This window comes from Pseudomonas sp. S1_G07, assembly GCF_054668565.1.
Window position 1 is genome coordinate 6,108,552 of record NZ_CP162778.1, and the last position, 18,626, is coordinate 6,127,177.

Consider the following 18,626-nt stretch of genomic DNA (forward strand, 5'->3'; position numbering starts at 1 on the left):
TGATCTTCAGCATGTTCAGGTAATGCGCAGGCGGTTACGTTGCAATGTCTGGCTTGGCGACTCATCGAACAATTTCCGGTACTCCGCCGAAAATCGTCCCAGGTGGGTAAAGCCCCAACCCAGGGCAATTTCAGAGATGGTGCGCGTTGAGCCGTGTTCGAGGATTTCCTGGCGCACAGCGCCCAGCCGATGTTTTTTCAGGTAGGCCATGGGCGACAGGGCGAAGTATTTGCGAAAGGCATCGAACAACTTGAAGCGCGACACCCCGGCCGCCGCTTCCAGGTCTTCCAGGTGCACCGCTTCACGCGCGTTGTCGTGAAGGTACTGGCGCGCACGAATCAAGTAATGCGGCAGTTTCACGCCGAGTACGTCGCGCAGTTCTTCGGAATAATTGTTCGGCTGGGCCAGGATCAGGCCCTTGATCAGTGAGCTTTCCAGGTCACGGGTAAATGCCGCCTGCTCATACAACTCACTGCTGCGCTCCAGCTCGGCGATAAAGTAACGCGCCATGCGCCACCACGAGGCCGGGGCACCGTCCACCGCGTCCATCACCGGTTCAAAGCGCAGTGGCGCCTCGATCGGCCGTTGCAGCAAACCTTCCAGCGACTCACTCATCGCCGCCCGCGTGATCACCACTTGCAGCTTGCGACAGTCACCGGAAATCGCCAGCAACTGGTGCTCGTGGGGCGAGATGATCACGCCCTGGTCGCGGTTGGAGCTCAGGCGCTCCCCGTTCTTGCTCAGTTCCTGCTCGCCCACCAGTGGCAGGCTGAGGCTGTAGCTGCTGAAGTGTTCGGCGTCTTCGATGTCGATGGTCACGTCGGTGCCGTATTCGATCACACCCAAGGTCGTGGCGCGGGACTTGAACACATTGGCGTTGTGATGGAAGCGCAGGCGCTCGGGTGTGGAAGTCGCCAGGCGGTGCGGCCCGCAGATGCCCGACATCCAGCTGCAGGCGCCTTCGAGGTCAAAGCGTTGAATATGGATATCGCGTGTCTGGCTACTCATCAGGGTGCACCCACGGCGGTTAGGCGGTTGCGCGCTCTGGCGGCGCGTCGTTGTTATTGGGCAGCAAGTTCTACGCCACGCCAGCGGTATCGCCACTGGGTGGATAGCAAGGGGCGACTATGTGGATAAACCACAGGGTTTGGCCCCTTTTGCCTGTTAAGACAGTAGCGCATGACGTGGCCTCGCCGCACCGTATTGGGTATTTGCTGCACAACTTTTCGGCCCATCTTCCCCCAATTAACGGATAGCCCGCGCGCGGCCCCGCTGCCTCTAATAAACCACCCGATTAGCCCTATCAAAAAGGTGCCTCCCATGAGTGGTGCAAAAAGCGTTGAGCAATGGAAGAGCTTTATCGAAAGCTGCCTGGATTTTCGCCCGGCCGATGAGGTGTTCCGCATCGCCCGCGACATGTTCACCGAGCCAGAGTTGTTTGAGCTGGAGATGGAATTGATCTTCGAGAAGAACTGGATCTATGCCTGCCACGAAAGCGAACTGGCGAATAACCACGACTTCGTGACAATGCGCGCCGGGCGCCAGCCGCTGATCATCACCCGCGATGGCGAAGGCCAGCTCAATGCGCTGATCAATGCCTGCCAGCATCGCGGCACCACCCTCACCCGGGTCGTCAAGGGTAACCAATCGACGTTTACCTGCCCGTTCCACGCCTGGTGCTACAAGAGCGATGGCCGGCTGGTGAAGGTCAAGGCGCCGGGGGAATACCCGGAAGGGTTCGACAAAGCCACGCGCGGCCTGAAAAAGGCGCGCATCGAAAGCTACAAGGGCTTTGTGTTTATCAGCCTGGACGTGAACGGCACCGACAGCCTGGAAGACTTCCTCGGCGACGCCAAAGTGTTTTTCGACATGATGGTCGCCCAGTCCGCCAGTGGCGAGCTGGAAGTGCTGCCGGGCAAGTCTGCCTACACCTATGACGGCAACTGGAAGCTGCAAAACGAAAACGGCCTGGACGGTTATCACGTGAGCACCGTGCACTACAACTACGTGGCCACGGTGCAGCATCGCCAACAGGTCAATACCGAAAACGGCACCGGCACCGGCACCACCCTGGACTACAGCAAACTCGGCGCAGGTGATGCAAATACCGATGACGGCTGGTTCGCCTTCAACAACGGCCATAGCCTGCTCTTCAGCGACATGCCCAACCCCAGCGTACGCTCCGGCTACAGCACCATCATGCCGCGCCTGGTGGCAGAACACGGCCAACCGAAAGCCGAGTGGATGATGCACCGCCTGCGCAACCTGAACATTTACCCGAGCCTGTTCTTCCTCGACCAGATCAGCTCGCAACTGCGCATCATCCGTCCGGTGGCGTGGAACAAGACCGAGATCATCAGCCAGTGCCTGGGGGTGAAGAACGAGTCCGACGCCGACCGCGAAAACCGTATTCGCCAGTTCGAAGACTTCTTCAACGTATCGGGCATGGGCACACCGGATGACCTGGTGGAATTCCGCGAGGCCCAGCGCGGTTTCCAGGGGCGCCTGGAGCGTTGGAGCGACATCTCGCGTGGTAGCCATCGCTGGCAGACCGGGCCGACGCCCAACAGCGAAGCCATCGGCATCCAACCGGCCATGACCGGCACCGAATTCACCCACGAAGGCTTGTACGTCAACCAGCACAGCAACTGGCAGCGCTTCCTGCTCAAAGGGCTGGATGGACAAGCCCTGAAATTGCGGGAGGTGAAATGATGAATGCCCAATTGCAGTACCAGATCGAACAGTTCTTCTACCGTAAATCCGAGCTGTGCGACGCCCAGGACTGGGACGCCTATGTGCAACTGTTCGATCCGCACAGCGAGTTCCACCTGCCGCAGTGGGACTCGGAACACGTCTACACCCGCGACCCGAAACGCGAGATGTCGTTGATCTACTACGCCAACCGTTCCGGCCTGGAAGACCGCGTATTCCGCCTGCGCACCGGCAAAGCGGCGTCAGCCACGCCGATGCCGCGCACCTTGCACCTGATCAACAACGTGCGCATTGCCGAGCAGGCCGACGGCACGTTGGAGGTGAAACTGAACTGGCACACGCTGTTCTATCGCCTGGCGACTTCGGAACAGTTTTACGGGCAGGCCACTTACACCCTCAAGCCCGATGGCGACAGCTGGTTGATCACCCGTAAGCATGCGTTGTTGCTCAACGACACCATTAACTCAGTGCTGGATTTCTATCACCTCTAAACGTGCCTTTGTGACGAGCAGCCCTGTTGTAGTGAGCGGGCTTGTTGTGGCGAGCGGGCTTGCCCCGCGTTGGGGCGCGCAGCGGCCCCGGTCCAAACACTGCGCTTTGACTGAAGAAATGCAGTGACTTTATTGGGGCTGCTTCGCAGCCCAACGCGGGCTCGCCCTAATGGCCGTTCAGTTAAGCGAAAGTGATTCACTGTAGGAGCGAGGGGGACGCCTAGTTCTTGCTCGCGAAAAACGCCCAGGCAACGCGTTCATTCTCGATAAGCGCGGTGGCCCTGAGTTCTTCGCGAGCAAGCTCGCTCCTACAAAGAGCCTTAACTGAACGGCCATTAGGGCAAGCCCGCTCGCCACAGGCTGTGCGCACGTAATCAATATGCGGAGAACCATACATGAATCACAAAGTGGCCTTCAGTTTTGCCGACGGCAAGACCCTGTTTTTCCCGGTGGGCGCCAATGAAATCCTGCTGGACGCAGCACTGCGCAACGGCATCAAGATCCCGTTGGACTGCCGCGAAGGCGTGTGCGGTACCTGTCAGGGCCGTTGCGAATCCGGCGATTACACCCAGGATTATGTGGACGACGAAGCGCTCTCCAGCCTCGACCTGCAACAACGCAAAATGCTCAGTTGCCAGACGCGGGTGAAGTCCGACGCGACGTTCTATTTCGATTTTGACTCGAGCCTGTGCAATGCGCCGGGCCCGGTGCTGGTGCGTGGCACGGTGAGCGGTGTGCAGTTGGTTTCAGCGAGCACGGCGATCCTGACTTTACAATTGGAGACGACACTGGATTTTCTTGCGGGCCAATACGCCCGCCTTTCGGTGCCCGGTACGCAGAATTGGCGTTCCTATTCCTTCGCCAATCGACCGGGCAATCAATTGCAGTTTCTGATTCGCTTGCTACCTGATGGGGTGATGAGCAACTACCTGCGCGAACGCTGCCAGGTCGGCGATGAGGTGCTGATGGAGGCGCCGTTGGGTGCGTTCTACCTGCGGCATGTCACCCAACCGCTGGTGCTGGTCGCGGGCGGTACCGGGTTGTCAGCGTTGCTGGGCATGCTCGATGAACTGGTCGCCACGGGCTGCGACCAGCCTGTGCATCTCTACTACGGTGTACGCAGTGCCGAGGATTTATGCGAAGCGGCACGCATCGCGGCCTACGCATCGGCAATTCCAGGTTTTCGCTATACCGAAGTGCTGAGCGACGCCTCACCGGAGTGGCCCGGCAAGCGCGGCTACCTCACCCAGCATTTCGACCTGGCCGAACTACGGGACACATCGGCAGATATGTACGTGTGCGGCCCCCCTCCAATGGTCGAATCCATCCAACAATGGCTCGCGGATCAGGCACTTGTTGGCGTCCAGTTGTATTACGAAAAGTTCACCCAGAGTAATATCTGACTCCTCAGCACTTCTGAGGGGCTGATGCGGCTGCATTCACCCTCAAGAAAAACAAGTAGAAGGGAATGTTAATGGCGGATGACATGGTTAACCCGGTGGGCCTCAAGCGTGGTTTGAAGAACCGGCATATTCAGCTGATTGCCTTGGGAGGAGCCATTGGCACGGGGCTGTTCCTCGGCTCGGCCGGCGTACTCAAATCGGCGGGGCCATCGATGATCCTGGGCTACGCGATTGCCGGTTTTATCGCGTTCCTGATCATGCGCCAGCTCGGCGAGATGATCGTCGAAGAGCCGGTGGCCGGCTCCTTCAGCCACTTCGCACACAAATACTGGGGCGGTTACGCAGGCTTCCTGGCCGGCTGGAACTACTGGGTGCTGTATGTGCTGGTAGGCATGGCCGAACTGACGGCAGTGGGCAAGTACATTCAGTTCTGGTGGCCGGAAATCCCGACCTGGGTCAGCGCGCTGGTGTTCTTTATGGCGGTGAACCTGATCAACACCCTGAACGTGAAGTTCTTCGGTGAGACCGAGTTCTGGTTCGCGATCATCAAGGTGGTGGCGATTGTCGGCATGATCGTGCTCGGTTGCTACCTGCTGTTCAGCGGCACCGGCGGCCCGCAAGCGTCCATCAGCAACCTGTGGAGCCACGGCGGGTTCTTCCCCAATGGCGGCATGGGGCTGCTGATGTCCATGGCGTTCATCATGTTCTCGTTCGGTGGCCTGGAGCTGGTGGGCATCACCGCCGCCGAAGCCAATGAGCCACGTAAAGTCATCCCGAAAGCGATCAACCAGGTGGTGTACCGCATCCTGATTTTCTATGTCGGCGCACTGACCGTGCTGCTGTCGCTGTACCCATGGGATCAACTGTTGCAAACCCTCGGCGCGTCGGGCGATGCCTACAGCGGCAGCCCGTTCGTGCAGATCTTCTCGCTGATCGGTAACGACACCGCCGCGCACATCCTCAACTTCGTGGTGCTGACCGCAGCGCTGTCGGTGTACAACAGCGGCGTGTACTGCAACAGCCGCATGCTGTTCGGCCTGGCCGAACAAGGCGACGCGCCGAAGGCGCTGATGAAGCTCAACAAGCAGGGCGTACCCCTGCGTGCCCTGGCGATCTCGGCACTGGTGACGATGCTGTGCGTGGTGGTCAACTACGTGGCGCCCAAGAGTGCCCTGGAATTGCTGTTTGCGCTGGTGGTTGCGTCGCTGATGATCAACTGGGCGCTGATCAGCATCACCCACATCAAGTTCCGCAAGGCCATGGACGAGCAAGGCGTGACGCCGTCGTTCAAGACCTTCTGGTTCCCGTTCAGCAACTACCTGTGCCTGGCGTTCATGCTGATGATCATCAGCGTGATGCTGGCGATTCCGGGTATTCGTGAGTCGGTATATGCGATGCCGGTGTGGGTGGGGGTGATCTACGTTGCGTATCGGTTGCGCAGCAGAAACACGAAAGTTGCGGTAACGCAGTAACCGCCTGTGGGAGCGGGCTTGCTCGCTCCCACATCCGATTGCATTGCAAATGAAAAGCCCCGGTGATCCGGGGCTTTTTGTTTACAGCGTAGAGCGCACTCGCCACAGTTCGGGGAACAATACGGTGTCGAGCATCTTGCGCAGGTACCCCACGCCTTCGGTGCCGCCTGTGCCCGGCTGGAAGCCGATAATCCGCTCCACCGTGGTCACATGCCGAAAGCGCCACTGCCGGAAGGAATCTTCCAGATCGATAAACTTCTCGGCCAACTGATACAGGTCCCAATAGCGGCTCGGGTCGCGGTATACCTCGCGCCACGCCGCCTCCACGGAAGCATCGTGTACCGTCGCCGCCGTCGGATCGCGTTCGGCGCGCTGCGGGTCAATCGCCAAACCGGCCTTGGCCATCAGGTTGATCGCCTCGTCATACAGCGATGGCGTGGCAATCGCCACCTGCAGCTCCTGCAACAGCTCCGGGCGATGGGCATGGGGTCGCAGCAGCGCCGGGCTTTTATTGCCAAGGATAAATTCGATCTCGCGGTACTGGAACGACTGGAACCCCGACGATTGGCCCAGAAACGGGCGGATCGCCTTGTACTCCGAGGGCGTCATGGTCGCCAGCACCGCCCAGGCGTGCACCAGTTGATCAAAGATGCGCGACACTCGCGCCAGCATCTTGAAGGCCGGCGGCAGTTCGCCCTGACGCACGTGTTCGCGGGCGGCCTTGAGTTCGTGGAGCATCAGTTTCATCCACAGCTCCGAGGTCTGGTGCTGGATGATAAAGAGCATCTCGTTGTGGTCCGGCGACAGCGGGTGCTGGGCGCTGAGCACTTTGCCCAGGTCCAGGTAGTCGCCGTAGCTCATCGACTCGGAAAAATTCAGTTCGGCGTTATGCCATTCTTCCGGGGGCTGGTAGTCGGCAGAGAAGGGACATTGGCTCATCGCGTGGGCTCCTTGAGTGGGCGGAGAATGGCGCGTACGGGGCTGGCATCCAGGTTGGCGAAGCGCAGCGGCAAGGCGATCAGTTCGTAGTCGCCTTCGGCCACGTCGTCGAGCACGATGCCTTCGAGAATCGCCATGCCATGGCGCGCCACGGCGTTGTGGGCATCCATGGTCTTTGACTCTTGCGGGTCCAGGGACGGCGTGTCGATACCGATCAGGCGTACGCCCAGGCTGGCGAGCAACTCGATGGTTTGCGGGGCGATAGCGGTGAAGTTTGAATCCCATTCGGTCAGCGGCGCCTGTGAATAAGTGCGTAGCAGCACCCGCTCCGGCACGTTATCCACACGGCCTTCCAGCTGGTGCGGCTGCACCAGCGCGCCACTGCCCAGGCAATGCAGCACCCGGCACGGGCCCATGTACACATCCAACGACACCTCGCCGATCGGCGCGCCGTCGGCGCTGTAGTGCAGCGGCGCATCCACATGGGCGCCGGTGTGCGGCGACAAGGTAATGCGCCCGACATTCACCGGGCATTCCGGGCCGAACTGCCACACGCGCTCTTCCTGGAACGGCGTATCCCCCGGCCATGTCGGGGTCGCCGTACTCAACGGCGGGCTGATATCCCACCATGTTTTTATTGGGTTCATTTGAAGGCTCTCGCGGTTACTGAGGAGAATGATACGAGGGCCAGCCGTGAATTTTCTTGCGAATTCCTGCGTCGAGAGTGATTTCTTTCGCACTTACTGCGAGGAAAGGGCTGATTCACGCTTTGAAATTTCGTTTGATGACAGTCGATCAGCCGATGAAGATCCAGTGTGGGACGGCACTGTGCCTGAGAGATCGCATGGTGCTGCGCTTCTGGGCATCCCAATGTCGAGTTCAGACCACTGGCACAGCGCTCAAGGCCTTAGGGTGCATCTTTCCATTTCCTGCCTCGGAGCCATCATGTCCAAGCCCATTACCGTACTGCGCGACACCCACCCCCTGCCGGTCCTGGATGCCTGCAAATGGGAAAAGCTCGAAGGCGACCCGCACACCGTCAACCTCAATGCCTACACCAGCGAAGACGGCAGCAAGATCATGGGCACCTGGATATGCACACCGGGCAAGTGGTACGTGGACTACGTGAAGTGGGAATACTGCCACTTCCAGGAAGGCTACTGCATCATCACCCCTGAAGGGATGGCGCCGATCCACCTGCGGGCTGGGGATATCTTTGTGGTGGAACCAGGGATGAAGGGCACGTGGGAAGTGGTCGAGACTGTGCGTAAGTATTTTGTGTTTGCCTGACTCACGTCTACCGTGAACTACTTCGTGGCGAGCGGGCTTGCCCCGCGTTGGGCTGCGCAGCAGCCCTAAAGGAAAACGCCGCGATCTTGCTGGAAGATCGCGGCGTCTGGATCAGGGCTGCTGCGCAGCCCAACGCGGGGCAAGCCCGCTCGCCACAGTAAGCCTGCCCATTACAAGATTATTTGGGCTTGCGATAGCTGTTGATGATCGCCGAGAAGTCCTTGCCCCCTTCCCCACGCTGACTCATCGATTGATACAACTGCTGCGCCACGGCGCCCAGAATCACCGGCTGCTTAGCCTGGCGTGCAGCTTCGGTGGCCAGGCCCAGATCCTTGAGCATCAGGTCGGCGCCGAAACCACCGGTGTAGCCGCGTGCTGATGGCGCGGTTTCGATCACGCCTGGCCATGGGTTGTAGGTGTCGGAACTCCAGCAGCGCCCAGTGGAGCTGTTGATAATGCCGGCCAGCACTTGGGTATCGATACCCAGCGCGTCGCCCAGAGCCATGGCTTCGCTGACCCCAACCATGCTGATACCCAGCAGCAGGTTGTTGCAGATCTTGGCGATCTGCCCGGTACCGACGTCACCGCAGTGCACGATGTTGCGGCCCATCTGCGCCAGCACTGGTTGCAGGGTGGCGAACAGTTCCGGGGAAGCGCCGACCATGAAGGTCAGCGTCCCGGCTTGTGCTCCGCCAGTACCACCGGACACCGGCGCGTCAGCCATCACCACACCGTGCTGGGCTGCTGCTGCGGCTACATCGCGGGCGGTCTGCGGGTCGATGGTGCTGCAATCCACCGCGGGCACGCCCTTGCCGATGCCAGCCAGGACACCGTCGTCACCGAGCCACACGCTGCGCACATGGGCGGCGGCCGGCAACATGGTAATCACCAGCTCAGCGCCCTGGGCCGCATCGCGCGGCGAGCCGCTGATACTGCCGCCCAGTTCGGCGAGTTCCTTGAGCACCGCCTGGTTCAGGTCAAACAGGTTCAGCGCGTGGCCAGCCTTGATCAGGTTACGGGCCATGGGCGCGCCCATGTTGCCCAAGCCGATAAATGCAATCTTCATGGTCGTCTCCCGGAATCAGCGCAGGTTGATGGTGGTGTTGACGCCATCGTTGACCGTGTCGTCGTCGAACCAGCGGCTGGTGACGGTTTTGGTCTGGGTGTAGAACTGCACCACTTGCTTGCCGTATGGGCCCAGGTCGCCGAGCTTGGAGCCACGGGAGCCGGTGAAGCTGAAGAACGGTACCGGCACCGGGATCGGAATGTTGATACCGACCTGGCCTACGTCGATCTCGCTCTGGAATTTACGCGCCGCCGCACCGCTCTGGGTAAACAGGCCAGTGCCATTACCGAATGGGTTGGCGTTGACCACTGCGATCGCCTCATCGAGGGTATCGACTTCCAGCACCACCAGCACCGGGCCGAAGATTTCCTGGGTGTAGATCTGCATGTCAGTGGTCACGCCGGAGAACAGGGTCGGCCCGACGAAGTTGCCGTGCTCGAAGCCCGGCACCTGGATGTCACGGCCGTCCAGCTCCAGCTTGGCGCCTTCTTTCACGCCGCTTTCGATCAGTTCCAGGATACGTGCCTTGGCGCGCTTGGAAATCACCGGGCCCACATCGGTACCGGCCTCGCTGCCGGCATTGACCTTGAGCTTCTGCGCCAGCGCCTTGAGGTCCGGCAGCCATTGCTTGGACGCGCCCACCAGCACCACCACCGAGGTGGCCATGCAGCGCTGGCCCGCCGCGCCGAAACCGGCACCGACCAGGGCATTGAGGGTGTGTTCGCGGTTGGCATCGGGCAGGACCACGGCGTGGTTCTTGGCGCCCATCATCGACTGCACGCGCTTGCCGTGTTTGCCGGCCAGGTCGTAGACGTGAGTACCGACAGCAGTCGAACCGACAAAGGACACCGCCTTGATGTCTTTATGGGTGCACAGCGCATCCACCACCTCCTTGCCGCCGTGAACGACGTTGAGCACACCAGCCGGCACACCGGCTTCCAGCGCCAGCTCCACCAGCAGCATGGTCGACAGCGGGTCCTGCTCGGACGGTTTGAGGACGAAGGTGTTACCGCAGGCGATGGCCATCGGGAACATCCACAGCGGAATCATCGCCGGAAAGTTGAACGGCGTGATGCCGGCGCACACGCCGATGGGCTGGCGCAGGGTGTAGGTATCCACGCCCCCGGCAACGTTCTCGGCGAACTCGCCCATCTGCAATGTGCCAATGGAGCAGGCGTGCTCGACCACTTCCAGGCCACGGAAAATATCGCCCTCGGCATCGGCGATGGTCTTGCCCTGCTCGTTGCTGAGGACGACGGCAATGCGTTTGGAATGTTCGCGGATCAAGGCTTGCAGCTTGAGCATGATGCGCATGCGCGCGCCGATGGGCGTCAGCTTCCAGGTCTGGAAGGCACGATGGGCGGCGTCGATGGCGGCGTTGACTTCATCGGCCGTGGCGAACGGGACTTTGGCCAGCACCTGCTGGGTGGCGGGGTTGACGATGTCTTGCCATTCGGTGGTCTTGGACTCGACCCACTCACCGTTGATCAGCAATTTGACCTGTTGCACGGAAATATCGGCAGATGCGTTCATGTGGTCTCCAGGATCTTGTCGTTATGCAGAGAACCAAGGCGTTGAATCGCCTTGAAGAATGAGGCGTTCGGACTGTTTTTGGAGTATAGATGTGCAAATCTCTAATAAGAACGCACATAAAAGCCGGTTCAATATGCAAAAAAACATCACATCCCTGGGCTCCCTGAACTGGGATGACCTGAAGTTTTTCCTCGAAGTGGCCCGCACCCGCAAGGCCAGCGTCGCCGCCAAGCGCCTGGCGGTGGACTACACCACCGTGTCGCGGCGCATCAGTTCACTGGAAGTGTCACTCGGCACGTTGCTGTTCGAAAAATCCCGGACCAACGGCTTTGTGCTCACCCCCGAAGGCCAGCGTTTGCTGGGCTACGCCGAGTCCATCGAAAGCACCCTGCACATGGCCTGCGAACAAGTCTCCGGTTCCGGCGTGGCGCTGTCCGGCCATGTACGCATGGGCTGCACCGAAGGCTTTGGCAGCTTTTTCGTCACCCCGCAGTTGAGCCACTTCGTCGACACCTACCCGGCGATCTCGGTGGACATCCTGCCCCTGCCCCACTTCATCAGCCTGTCCAAGCGCGAAGCCGACATCGTCATCGCCCTGGAACGCCCGGAACACGGGCCCTACGTGTGCTGCAAACTGTGCGACTACAAACTGCAGTTGTACGCGACCCAGGACTACCTCGACCAACACCCGCCGATCCACCGCCCGACGGATTTGGCCGAGCATCCGTTTATCAGCTATGTGGATGATTTGGCATTCAGTTCGGAGCTGCTTTACCTGGCGAACGTGGTGCCTGGCGCCAGCGCGAGTTTGCGCAGTACCAGCGTGATCGCGCAGTACGTGGCGGCGCAGCAAGGGCGCTCGATGGCGATACTGCCGTGTTTTCTGGCAGCGCAGGACCCGCGCTTGCTGCCCGTGCTTGGGGAGCAGATTGCGATTACGCGGCAGTTCTGGATGTATTGCCGGGAGGATCTGAGGAAGTTGAAGCGGATTACGTTGTTGTGGGACTACATCAGGGAGGTGACGGAGCAGAATCAGGGGTTGTTGATGGGGGAGACGCGGGAGATAAAGTTTGCGGATTAAAGGGTTCGAAAAAATCGCTCACGACCAACTCAAACAAGTGCCACGACAGATCAAGCTAATGCGTAGCTTCAACGATGTCGTGGTGCTCACAGGTTTACGGGTTTACGGGTTTTAGAACGGTACTAGGTGCTTGCTATAGCCAAACTTAACGCCTGACGCAAAAAAACCTCCACACTCTCGCTGCTGAGTGCATTTTGTACACTCCGGTGCGTATTCGTTTTTCCAGTCGCTGATCGACTTTCGGTAATAAGGTTGAACATCTGAATTAACTAAGCACAGCTGATGATTATAAACCGATATATTCATTCCATACTTAGCCATAGTATTTACCGATCGACTAAGGACGTCTTTGTATTCGACTGGATCAATCCAAAGCTCATCAAGATTAGCCCTAGTGAAACCCATCATCTCGAGCCCCATCAGCGCTACATGGTCAACAAATAGCAGATTGCGAGCTATAAACTCACAAAGTTCTTGAAGGCGTTGCACCGACAGCTTGTGAATGACAACTCGGATCTCAACCTTCTGCCCCAAACGTTTCAGGTTAAGAATACCCTGAATTGTTTCGTCGAACGCACCTCGGGCTTGCACAATGTAGTCATGCAACGTCGGATCGTCAGAATAGAGGGGAATACCAATCATCGAATCTGGCAGGTTAAGCTGCGCATACTTTTCTGCGAAATATCTATCTTTAAAGCTGCGACCGTTCGAGAGGATGTGGATTGCGGTTCTCGGTAGATAGCTTTTTGTCAATCCGATGATTTTAAGGAAGCGTTCTTGGTTTGTCGTTGGCTCCCCTCCAGTAAAACCTAGCTCTCGAGTATCTTTTGGAATGAGCGGGATAAGGTTTTCGATCTCATCAAGTATCCACGAGTCATCAACATCTTTAGGAGGTTGTGAGCACATCAGACAGTAATGGTTACATTGCTCAGTGATCAGAATGCTATTGTGAGGAGACGATGCTCGAAACAATACGCTAATACTCTGACGATCCGTCGATAGACGGACAATGTCACCATCACCAAGATAACTGTAGTCATTCGGCAAGATTGAGTAGCCAGAGCCTGAAGGAAGAACTTCAGCAAAGTGCTTATATCGCTCTAATAGTAAATATTGAGCGAACCCTTGGGGAATATGCTCATTGGAAACTAAGTAGGCCATCTCCCTTCTTAAAATTGCAGGGAGGCTATGACTGGTCGAAATTTTCAACAGATTTAGGGTCTTGTAAACGTCAACCGCGTGGATGCGGTTGATCTTCCCGCCAAGCTTCAGCATCGGTTGGCCCACCCCATGAAAATCTGTTTTGTGTTCTCATCATTTCTCATAAGTTCAATGAGGTGCTTGAAGATCGCCATATTCCGTTTGCAAAAAGAAGATTCGGGTTTTCTTCCTAATACGTCCCCGTGGATCGCGTGATGATATACAGGTTCAGCACCGCAATATGGTTCAAATGCACAGTCCGAACACATTGGAGCACTTAAAGTAAATGAATTTTCAAGCGCATCAAGTAACGGATCAGAAAGAATGATCTCTTCATATGAACTCTCAAGAATATTGCCCAAACGGAATGCATGATCACCCATTTCCGCAAGCATACGACTTTCATCTGATGCGTAGACAGCTCCATCGTAGTTGAACACAATGGCAGCGATACCTGCACCAGCAGGATTCATCAAATCGACAAATCCAGGGTCACCTGAAGTCAGCATTTTCGTAAGTACGAGTGCAGAATATTGCTCTACAAATCTTATTCCAGACTTATTCAGCTCAATGATGTACTCAAGACCTTCCTTATAAAATTCAAGCCAGCGCTCAGTGTCGTACGACATAAACTTTCTGGTTTTTATCGCAAAGCCATAAGGGGAAAGCGTGCGTAAGAAGATGCTATCAAAACCCAAGCGTAAATATTCATCAATGATTTCACGGGCTTTTGGCAAGCTCTTATCTGTGGTTGTCATCAAAGCTGAAACTTGGTCATAACCAAGTGCAGCGCGGGCCTTCTTCAGTCCAGCCTCAAAACGCTGGTGACTATCTCTACCTGGTCTTGGGCGATTCGCATTGTGTAAGTCCATTGGACCGTCGAGTGAAGACGAAAGCACAATATTATGCTGACTACAAAAGTCGAGCACATCATCAGTCAGAAGTGAAAGCGTAGTGGCAATAACGAACTGTAAGTCACGCCCTTCCTGCTGGTTACGTTTATTTGCCTCAAGAACAACATACCTCACCATCTCAAAATTTAGCAGCGGCTCTCCACCCTGAAATTCAATTTTGATAGCTGGATTGGGTGATCTGAAGACAAAATCAAGCGACTTGTCGGCCATCGCTGTGGTCATGTCGAATTCGCCTTTGCTCTCCGACCTTCTCGATACCTGGCAATACGGACAGCTATGGTCACACCGAAGTGTCACCACAAAAATATGCAGATTGGTGAACTCAGCCAACCTAGACAGCCGCGTTCGCACCTTCAGCGCTAGAAGCTGAAGTGGCGCCTGTTCATTTGCAAAGCGAATGAACTGCTTTGATCGAAGCGTAGCAAACAGCGGTGATGAGAACGGTAGTGTCTTGCGGATAATTGGTTCAAGCATCGGCACCGGTATGACATGAAACTCTCCAGCCATACTGGTAATGACGTACTCATCGTCATTCAGACGATCAAATTTAAATGGAAGCAACTCATACGAATGTAGTTGCGCGTAAAACTCGAGTTTTTGGAATTTACTCACTAATCAAACCGGTTTTTGAAAAAGCCAATCCGAGTATTAAATTTTTGATAGGCTGCGTCTCAACCGCCAATTGGTGGCGTAACTGATAGTCGAGCACATCTTTCTTAAACTCTTGGATAGCAAGAAGAAAGGCCGGCTCATCCACACCAATATTTGACGACAAAGCGCAACAAAGCTCCCCTTTCCCAGTAGTGATTTCAACTGTCAGGGAATTGAGTGATCGATAAGCCGCCTTCTGTAAAACCTGTGCGTCGTAAAGCTGCTCATCGAAGATAACACTTTGAAAAAAAGCCATTATCGCCCCGAGTAGTGGGAGCTATGCGAGCTATGTGAAGCATGGGAGCTATGAGAACTGTGGTAGGCCATCAGTTGCCCCTGGTCTCCGCGCTTGAGAATGAAGGCGAACAAATCACTGCCACCACGAACAGAAAGATGCTCGCTTTGAGCCTGAGCTTGAAATGTGTTTTTTTCTTCCGAGCCGGGAGCGACAACGTCGTTAGAGGTCAGAGCTGAAACCTGCTCTGTAGCTAAAGCAGCTGCCAAGGTTGCTAGAGGCACCAAAAATGAGCGCTTTTTCATTGTTAATATCCTTATTGACACGAGGGTTATTGGTGAGTGTTCGCGAGAGACACGAATGATGTCAATATGGAACCGACTAATGGCACTTTAACGCCTCAAATAGGAAAAATTCCACTTCACTCATTTTCGGCTGTTTGCAATAACTCTCCGGTTTCATTCAGAGAACCCCTCGCTTGCTCACCGGATAATGCGTTCTGAGAGGGCATGCTCCGAGTCGAAAGAAGAACTCATGGTTGAAGGATGAAAGCACTAACTGCGACGATTCCCTTTAAATTGCAGGACGTTTCCTAGAGAATCTCCACCCTATTGCGCCATAGGATTTGAGTGTCTAGCCTCCTCGGGTCGCTGCATAACGGCGACTGGGTTTAGCGACCCGAGAAACGTAGGTACGACTTCCTCAACTCTTTTGGCCGGCAGTTTTTGCCGGCCTTATCGTGTTATGGCGGCTGTGCGCGGGAGACCTTTGGGTCTACCGGGTTCCCTAGGTTACCGGTTCGCTAACCTGCGTGCAGCTGCCACCTCTCCATGTTTAGCGACGTGCCGTGGCGGTTTCTACTTATTAACCTAAGGAAAAACCATGTCCAAGATCGTCCCCGATCCACCGCTTTCCTCCATCATCACCCTCGGCATCGTCACCTTCGGCGACTATGGCGAAAATCAAAAACCCTTGTTCCGCGTCAATGCCGGCATGCCAATCGAGGAAGCCCTGGAGCATGCCTCCACCCTGCTTTTTTACTCCAAGAAACTCGCAATGGAAGCCGCCATGGATGTACGAGGCGAGCAATACGCATGGGCTGCGCATTACCTGTGTGAGATGGGCAAGGCCGTGGTGGATGACTTGACGCAGGCGATGACATCAAGGAACTAAGCGAACGCGGTTTAATTGTGGGAGCGGGCTTGCTCGCGAATACGGTGGGGGCAGTCTATACATTCTTGGCTGAACAACCGCTATCGCGGGCAAGCCCGCTCCCACCGTTTGATTGCATTTCAGATTGAGGCTGGATGCATTCGCTCAGTCCGCTATCACCACGATCGACACCCGCCGATTCTCGGTACGCCCTTCGACGGTGTCATTGGAGGCCACCGGGTAGCTGCTGCCCAAGCCGCGCAGTTGGACGTTTTCTTCTTTCATGCCCACGCCGGTCAGCACCGTGGCCACGCTTTTCGCGCGGCGCATGGACAGTTGCTGGTTGTAGGCCTCTTTACCCGAGGCGTCCGCGTGGCCGTCGATGCGCACGCGTTGGATACCGACGCCCAGCAGGGCCTTGCCAATGCGTTGAACGATCTCGGTGCTGGGTGGGTTGAGGGTTTCGACGTCGCTGCCGAACAGCACTTTGCCCGACAGGCCGAATGCCCAGCCTTCGTCAGTCAGCTTGAAGCCTTGCTGCTTGAGGACCGCGATCTGCGCCGGGGTGAGGCCCTTGGGGGGAGCGGTCTGGCAGCCGCCGAGGGCGAGGAATGCTACGAGCAACGAGATGAATAAAATGCGTGCGGTCGAAAACAAGGGATCAACTCCTGTGTTGAACGTTGACGACAGAGTGCTCCGACTCCGCCGTTTGCTGGCCACCCTGGGTACCCCGTTTGGCCTGGTACATCGCCGCATCAGCGGCGTTGAGTAGGGCGCCGGGTGTGGCGCCGTGATCGGGATAGATGGCGATGCCGATGCTGAGGGAGGTCAACACCTGGGTATTGCCCGGCACGGCAATCGGCATGTCCATGCTGGCGATGATTTTGTCGACGATGCGTTGAGCGTCTTCTACCGTGTGCAGCGGCGCCAGCAGGATGGCGAACTCATCACCGCCCAGGCGCGCCACCAGGTCATCGTCACGCAGTTGCGCGCGCACGCGGTTGGCGACGGCCACCAGCACGGCGTCGCCCGCGGCGTGGCCAAAGTTGTCGTTGATGTCTTTGAAGCGGTCGCTGTCGAGGAACAGCACCGCCACCCGCTCATCGACCTTGGCCGCGCCGCGCAGGGCTCGGATCAGCCGGCCTTCGAAGAACGCGCGGTTGGGCAAGCCGGTCAAGCTGTCGTGGTTGGCCTTGTGGGCCAGGGTTTCGTTTTCGCTTTGCAGGTGGCTTTGCCAGGCTTCCATCTCACCGAGCAAGGCATTGAAGTCGCTGCCCAGGCTGTCGAGTTCGGCGATCCGCGCCGGCGGCACACGGCGGTCGAAGTCACGCTCGCTACGGGCACCGTGGGCGACGGCGGCGAGGCGCTGCAGCGGCTCGGTAATACCGCGCAACAGCCGTCGCGCCAAGTGCAGGGCGACCCAGGCGCTGAGGGCGGTGCAGATCAGAATTCCGGCCAGGCCGCTGAGCAGAAAGCGCAGCAGGCTGCCGCCGTGGCCGGTCAGGTGGATGCTGCCGATGGGGCGGCCCTGGTGGAGAATCGGTTGGCTGATGGGCTGTTCGAGCAGGCTCTGTGCCAATTCCAGTTCAAGCCGGGACAGCATGCCGGTTTCCGGGCGTATCCATTGCGCCAGCAACTTGCCGTTGGCGTCGAACACTTCGGCCTGGGCCACTTCTTCCGTGGACGCAATGAGACTGAGGGCCTCGGTGGCCGCGGCGCGGTCGTTGAACACCACTGCCGCTTCCACCGTATAGCTGATGGAGCGGGCGATCAGGTGCAGGTTGTGCTCGGCGTAGACTCGCAGCGCCAGCACGCCGAGCAGGGTCAGCGACACACTGGCCAGTGTCACCGCCACCAGCGCCAGGATCAGGTGCCCGCGGCCGATAACGGAGCGCAGGGTCGGTCGCATTGTCTGCGCGGTCATAACGCGGGCGCTCGACGACGGGACAGTTGCAACACGCTGGGATGAATGCGCACGCCGCTGCGCGCCACCGAGTCGAGGTTGACCTCGAACGACACTTGCTCGTCGTCCACCCGCAGGCAGAACAGGCTGCCCACGGTGCACTGGTCGCCACCTTCGCTGATGCTGAGCACCGGGTGGCCGATCAACGAGGCGAAAAGCTGGCTGCGCTCGTCATTGCTGAGCTTGCCGATATACACGGCGTCGCAGGCATTGACGATATCGGGATGGTCGGCCAGCAGACGTTGCACCACCACCGGACGACCGGTGGCCTGGGTGGTGCCTTTGATCAAGTCGTCGGTGTATTGGGTCGGGCCGATGATGCACAGGCGCAGTTGCACAGGCTCTACGGGCCAGCGGGCATAGCTGAGGATACCGAGTACCACTTGGGTGACCGCCTGCGCGCGCTGGTCAGCCGGGCCCGGAGCCTCGGCAAATACGCGGGGCACCAGCAGGCATAGAACCGCCAGCAGCAGCAGGCGTCTCCCGCTCAAACTACGCTCGGCCACGTTCATGCAGCGATACTC

Annotated in this window: 19 protein-coding genes; 7 read left to right on the forward strand and 12 right to left on the reverse strand. The window is 57.7% G+C overall.

The window, feature by feature from the left end:
* Positions 1-15 precede the first annotated feature (15 nt).
* A complete protein-coding gene (locus AB4O05_RS27940; RefSeq protein WP_460134025.1) occupies positions 16-1,008 on the reverse strand; it encodes an AraC family transcriptional regulator in 993 nt (330 codons plus the stop codon).
* Between the two features lie 312 nt (positions 1,009-1,320).
* Here AB4O05_RS27940 and antA point away from each other — a divergent pair, with 312 nt between their 5' ends.
* From antA to AB4O05_RS27960, 4 genes are all read left to right on the forward strand, one after another.
* Positions 1,321-2,712 carry an anthranilate 1,2-dioxygenase large subunit gene (antA, locus tag AB4O05_RS27945; RefSeq protein ID WP_460134023.1) on the forward strand — a complete coding sequence of 464 codons (1,392 nt, stop codon included), beginning with the start codon at positions 1,321-1,323 and terminating at the stop codon, positions 2,710-2,712.
* Complete coding sequence (gene antB / locus AB4O05_RS27950) at positions 2,712-3,203, forward strand: anthranilate 1,2-dioxygenase small subunit (RefSeq protein WP_460137724.1); 492 nt, start codon at positions 2,712-2,714, stop codon at positions 3,201-3,203. Before antA ends, antB begins: the two co-directional genes overlap by 1 nt.
* 395 nt (positions 3,204-3,598) lie before the next feature.
* Positions 3,599-4,606: an anthranilate 1,2-dioxygenase electron transfer component AntC gene (gene antC / locus AB4O05_RS27955; protein ID WP_460134021.1), complete on the forward strand. Its 1,008-nt coding sequence runs from the start codon at positions 3,599-3,601 to the stop codon at positions 4,604-4,606.
* A gap of 71 nt (positions 4,607-4,677) precedes the next feature.
* Positions 4,678-6,078, forward strand: a complete 1,401-nt coding sequence (locus AB4O05_RS27960; protein ID WP_460134019.1) for an amino acid permease — start codon at positions 4,678-4,680, stop codon at positions 6,076-6,078.
* An 81-nt stretch (positions 6,079-6,159) separates the two neighbouring features.
* Here AB4O05_RS27960 and kynA read toward each other — a convergent pair whose 3' ends face one another.
* Both kynA and kynB read right to left on the reverse strand, forming a co-directional pair.
* A complete protein-coding gene (gene kynA, locus AB4O05_RS27965; protein WP_460134017.1) occupies positions 6,160-7,017 on the reverse strand; it encodes a tryptophan 2,3-dioxygenase in 858 nt (285 codons plus the stop codon).
* Entirely contained in the window at positions 7,014-7,664 is a 651-nt protein-coding gene (gene kynB, locus AB4O05_RS27970) for an arylformamidase (RefSeq protein ID WP_460134015.1), read from the reverse strand. Before kynB ends, kynA begins: the two co-directional genes overlap by 4 nt.
* Positions 7,665-7,962: 298 nt before the next feature.
* On the opposite strand from kynB, the gene AB4O05_RS27975 reads away from it, so the two are divergent.
* Positions 7,963-8,307 (forward strand): cupin domain-containing protein, encoded by a 345-nt coding sequence (locus tag AB4O05_RS27975; protein ID WP_104504735.1) that lies wholly within the window; start codon positions 7,963-7,965, stop codon positions 8,305-8,307.
* A gap of 178 nt (positions 8,308-8,485) precedes the next feature.
* Here the strand turns inward: AB4O05_RS27975 and mmsB are convergent, their stop codons facing one another.
* Positions 8,486-9,373, reverse strand: a complete 888-nt coding sequence (gene mmsB / locus AB4O05_RS27980) for a 3-hydroxyisobutyrate dehydrogenase (protein WP_460134013.1) — start codon at positions 9,371-9,373, stop codon at positions 8,486-8,488.
* 15 nt (positions 9,374-9,388) lie between these two features.
* Positions 9,389-10,906 carry a CoA-acylating methylmalonate-semialdehyde dehydrogenase gene (locus AB4O05_RS27985; protein ID WP_460134012.1) on the reverse strand — a complete coding sequence of 506 codons (1,518 nt, stop codon included), beginning with the start codon at positions 10,904-10,906 and terminating at the stop codon, positions 9,389-9,391.
* A gap of 133 nt (positions 10,907-11,039) precedes the next feature.
* On the opposite strand from AB4O05_RS27985, the gene AB4O05_RS27990 reads away from it, so the two are divergent.
* Positions 11,040-11,987: a LysR family transcriptional regulator gene (locus AB4O05_RS27990; RefSeq protein WP_460134009.1), complete on the forward strand. Its 948-nt coding sequence runs from the start codon at positions 11,040-11,042 to the stop codon at positions 11,985-11,987.
* 111 nt (positions 11,988-12,098) lie between these two features.
* Here AB4O05_RS27990 and hxsC read toward each other — a convergent pair whose 3' ends face one another.
* The 4 genes from hxsC to hxsA2 are packed head-to-tail and all read right to left on the reverse strand — an operon-like array spanning position 12,099 to position 15,292.
* Positions 12,099-13,262, reverse strand: a complete 1,164-nt coding sequence (gene hxsC, locus AB4O05_RS27995; RefSeq protein WP_460134008.1) for a His-Xaa-Ser system radical SAM maturase HxsC — start codon at positions 13,260-13,262, stop codon at positions 12,099-12,101.
* Positions 13,256-14,713 carry a His-Xaa-Ser system radical SAM maturase HxsB gene (gene hxsB / locus AB4O05_RS28000; RefSeq protein WP_460134007.1) on the reverse strand — a complete coding sequence of 486 codons (1,458 nt, stop codon included), beginning with the start codon at positions 14,711-14,713 and terminating at the stop codon, positions 13,256-13,258. The genes hxsC and hxsB overlap by 7 nt, the downstream gene beginning before the upstream one ends.
* Entirely contained in the window at positions 14,706-15,008 is a 303-nt protein-coding gene (gene hxsD / locus AB4O05_RS28005; protein WP_460134006.1) for a His-Xaa-Ser system protein HxsD, read from the reverse strand. Before hxsD ends, hxsB begins: the two co-directional genes overlap by 8 nt.
* Positions 15,008-15,292 carry a His-Xaa-Ser repeat protein HxsA2 gene (gene hxsA2 / locus AB4O05_RS28010; protein ID WP_460134004.1) on the reverse strand — a complete coding sequence of 95 codons (285 nt, stop codon included), beginning with the start codon at positions 15,290-15,292 and terminating at the stop codon, positions 15,008-15,010. The genes hxsD and hxsA2 overlap by 1 nt, the downstream gene beginning before the upstream one ends.
* A 577-nt stretch (positions 15,293-15,869) precedes the next feature.
* Between hxsA2 and AB4O05_RS28015 the strand changes: the two genes are divergently transcribed.
* Positions 15,870-16,160: a DUF3077 domain-containing protein gene (locus AB4O05_RS28015; RefSeq protein ID WP_460134001.1), complete on the forward strand. Its 291-nt coding sequence runs from the start codon at positions 15,870-15,872 to the stop codon at positions 16,158-16,160.
* 144 nt (positions 16,161-16,304) lie between these two features.
* Here AB4O05_RS28015 and AB4O05_RS28020 read toward each other — a convergent pair whose 3' ends face one another.
* From AB4O05_RS28020 to AB4O05_RS28030, 3 genes are read right to left on the reverse strand one after another with little or no spacing between them, the layout of a single operon-like run.
* Positions 16,305-16,796 (reverse strand): OmpA family protein, encoded by a 492-nt coding sequence (locus tag AB4O05_RS28020; protein WP_460164824.1) that lies wholly within the window; start codon positions 16,794-16,796, stop codon positions 16,305-16,307.
* A gap of 4 nt (positions 16,797-16,800) precedes the next feature.
* On the reverse strand, positions 16,801-18,063 hold the full coding sequence (locus AB4O05_RS28025) for a diguanylate cyclase domain-containing protein (RefSeq protein WP_460134000.1): 1,263 nt from the start codon (positions 18,061-18,063) through the stop codon (positions 16,801-16,803).
* The gene (locus tag AB4O05_RS28030; RefSeq protein ID WP_460133998.1) at positions 18,060-18,614 is read right to left on the reverse strand and encodes a YfiR family protein; all 555 of its coding nucleotides are present in this window, start codon (positions 18,612-18,614) and stop codon (positions 18,060-18,062) included. Before AB4O05_RS28030 ends, AB4O05_RS28025 begins: the two co-directional genes overlap by 4 nt.
* Positions 18,615-18,626: the final 12 nt, after the last annotated feature.

Bases quoted from the DNA above. Each gene is read 5' to 3' on its own strand.
- kynA (WP_460134017.1), bottom strand. From the start codon at position 7,017: ATGAGCCAATGTCCCTTCTCTGCCGACTACCAGCCCCCGGAAGAATGG.
- AB4O05_RS27990 (WP_460134009.1), top strand. From the start codon at position 11,040: ATGCAAAAAAACATCACATCCCTGGGCTCCCTGAACTGGGATGACCTG.
- AB4O05_RS28025 (WP_460134000.1), bottom strand. From the start codon at position 18,063: ATGACCGCGCAGACAATGCGACCGACCCTGCGCTCCGTTATCGGCCGC.
- antB (WP_460137724.1), top strand. From the start codon at position 2,712: ATGAATGCCCAATTGCAGTACCAGATCGAACAGTTCTTCTACCGTAAA.
- AB4O05_RS27940 (WP_460134025.1), bottom strand. From the start codon at position 1,008: ATGAGTAGCCAGACACGCGATATCCATATTCAACGCTTTGACCTCGAA.
- hxsD (WP_460134006.1), bottom strand. From the start codon at position 15,008: ATGGCTTTTTTTCAAAGTGTTATCTTCGATGAGCAGCTTTACGACGCA.
- AB4O05_RS28015 (WP_460134001.1), top strand. From the start codon at position 15,870: ATGTCCAAGATCGTCCCCGATCCACCGCTTTCCTCCATCATCACCCTC.
- antA (WP_460134023.1), top strand. From the start codon at position 1,321: ATGAGTGGTGCAAAAAGCGTTGAGCAATGGAAGAGCTTTATCGAAAGC.
- mmsB (WP_460134013.1), bottom strand. From the start codon at position 9,373: ATGAAGATTGCATTTATCGGCTTGGGCAACATGGGCGCGCCCATGGCC.
- AB4O05_RS28030 (WP_460133998.1), bottom strand. From the start codon at position 18,614: ATGAACGTGGCCGAGCGTAGTTTGAGCGGGAGACGCCTGCTGCTGCTG.
- AB4O05_RS27975 (WP_104504735.1), top strand. From the start codon at position 7,963: ATGTCCAAGCCCATTACCGTACTGCGCGACACCCACCCCCTGCCGGTC.
- AB4O05_RS27960 (WP_460134019.1), top strand. From the start codon at position 4,678: ATGGCGGATGACATGGTTAACCCGGTGGGCCTCAAGCGTGGTTTGAAG.
- antC (WP_460134021.1), top strand. From the start codon at position 3,599: ATGAATCACAAAGTGGCCTTCAGTTTTGCCGACGGCAAGACCCTGTTT.
- AB4O05_RS27985 (WP_460134012.1), bottom strand. From the start codon at position 10,906: ATGAACGCATCTGCCGATATTTCCGTGCAACAGGTCAAATTGCTGATC.
- kynB (WP_460134015.1), bottom strand. From the start codon at position 7,664: ATGAACCCAATAAAAACATGGTGGGATATCAGCCCGCCGTTGAGTACG.
- hxsC (WP_460134008.1), bottom strand. From the start codon at position 13,262: ATGCTGAAGCTTGGCGGGAAGATCAACCGCATCCACGCGGTTGACGTT.
- hxsA2 (WP_460134004.1), bottom strand. From the start codon at position 15,292: ATGAAAAAGCGCTCATTTTTGGTGCCTCTAGCAACCTTGGCAGCTGCT.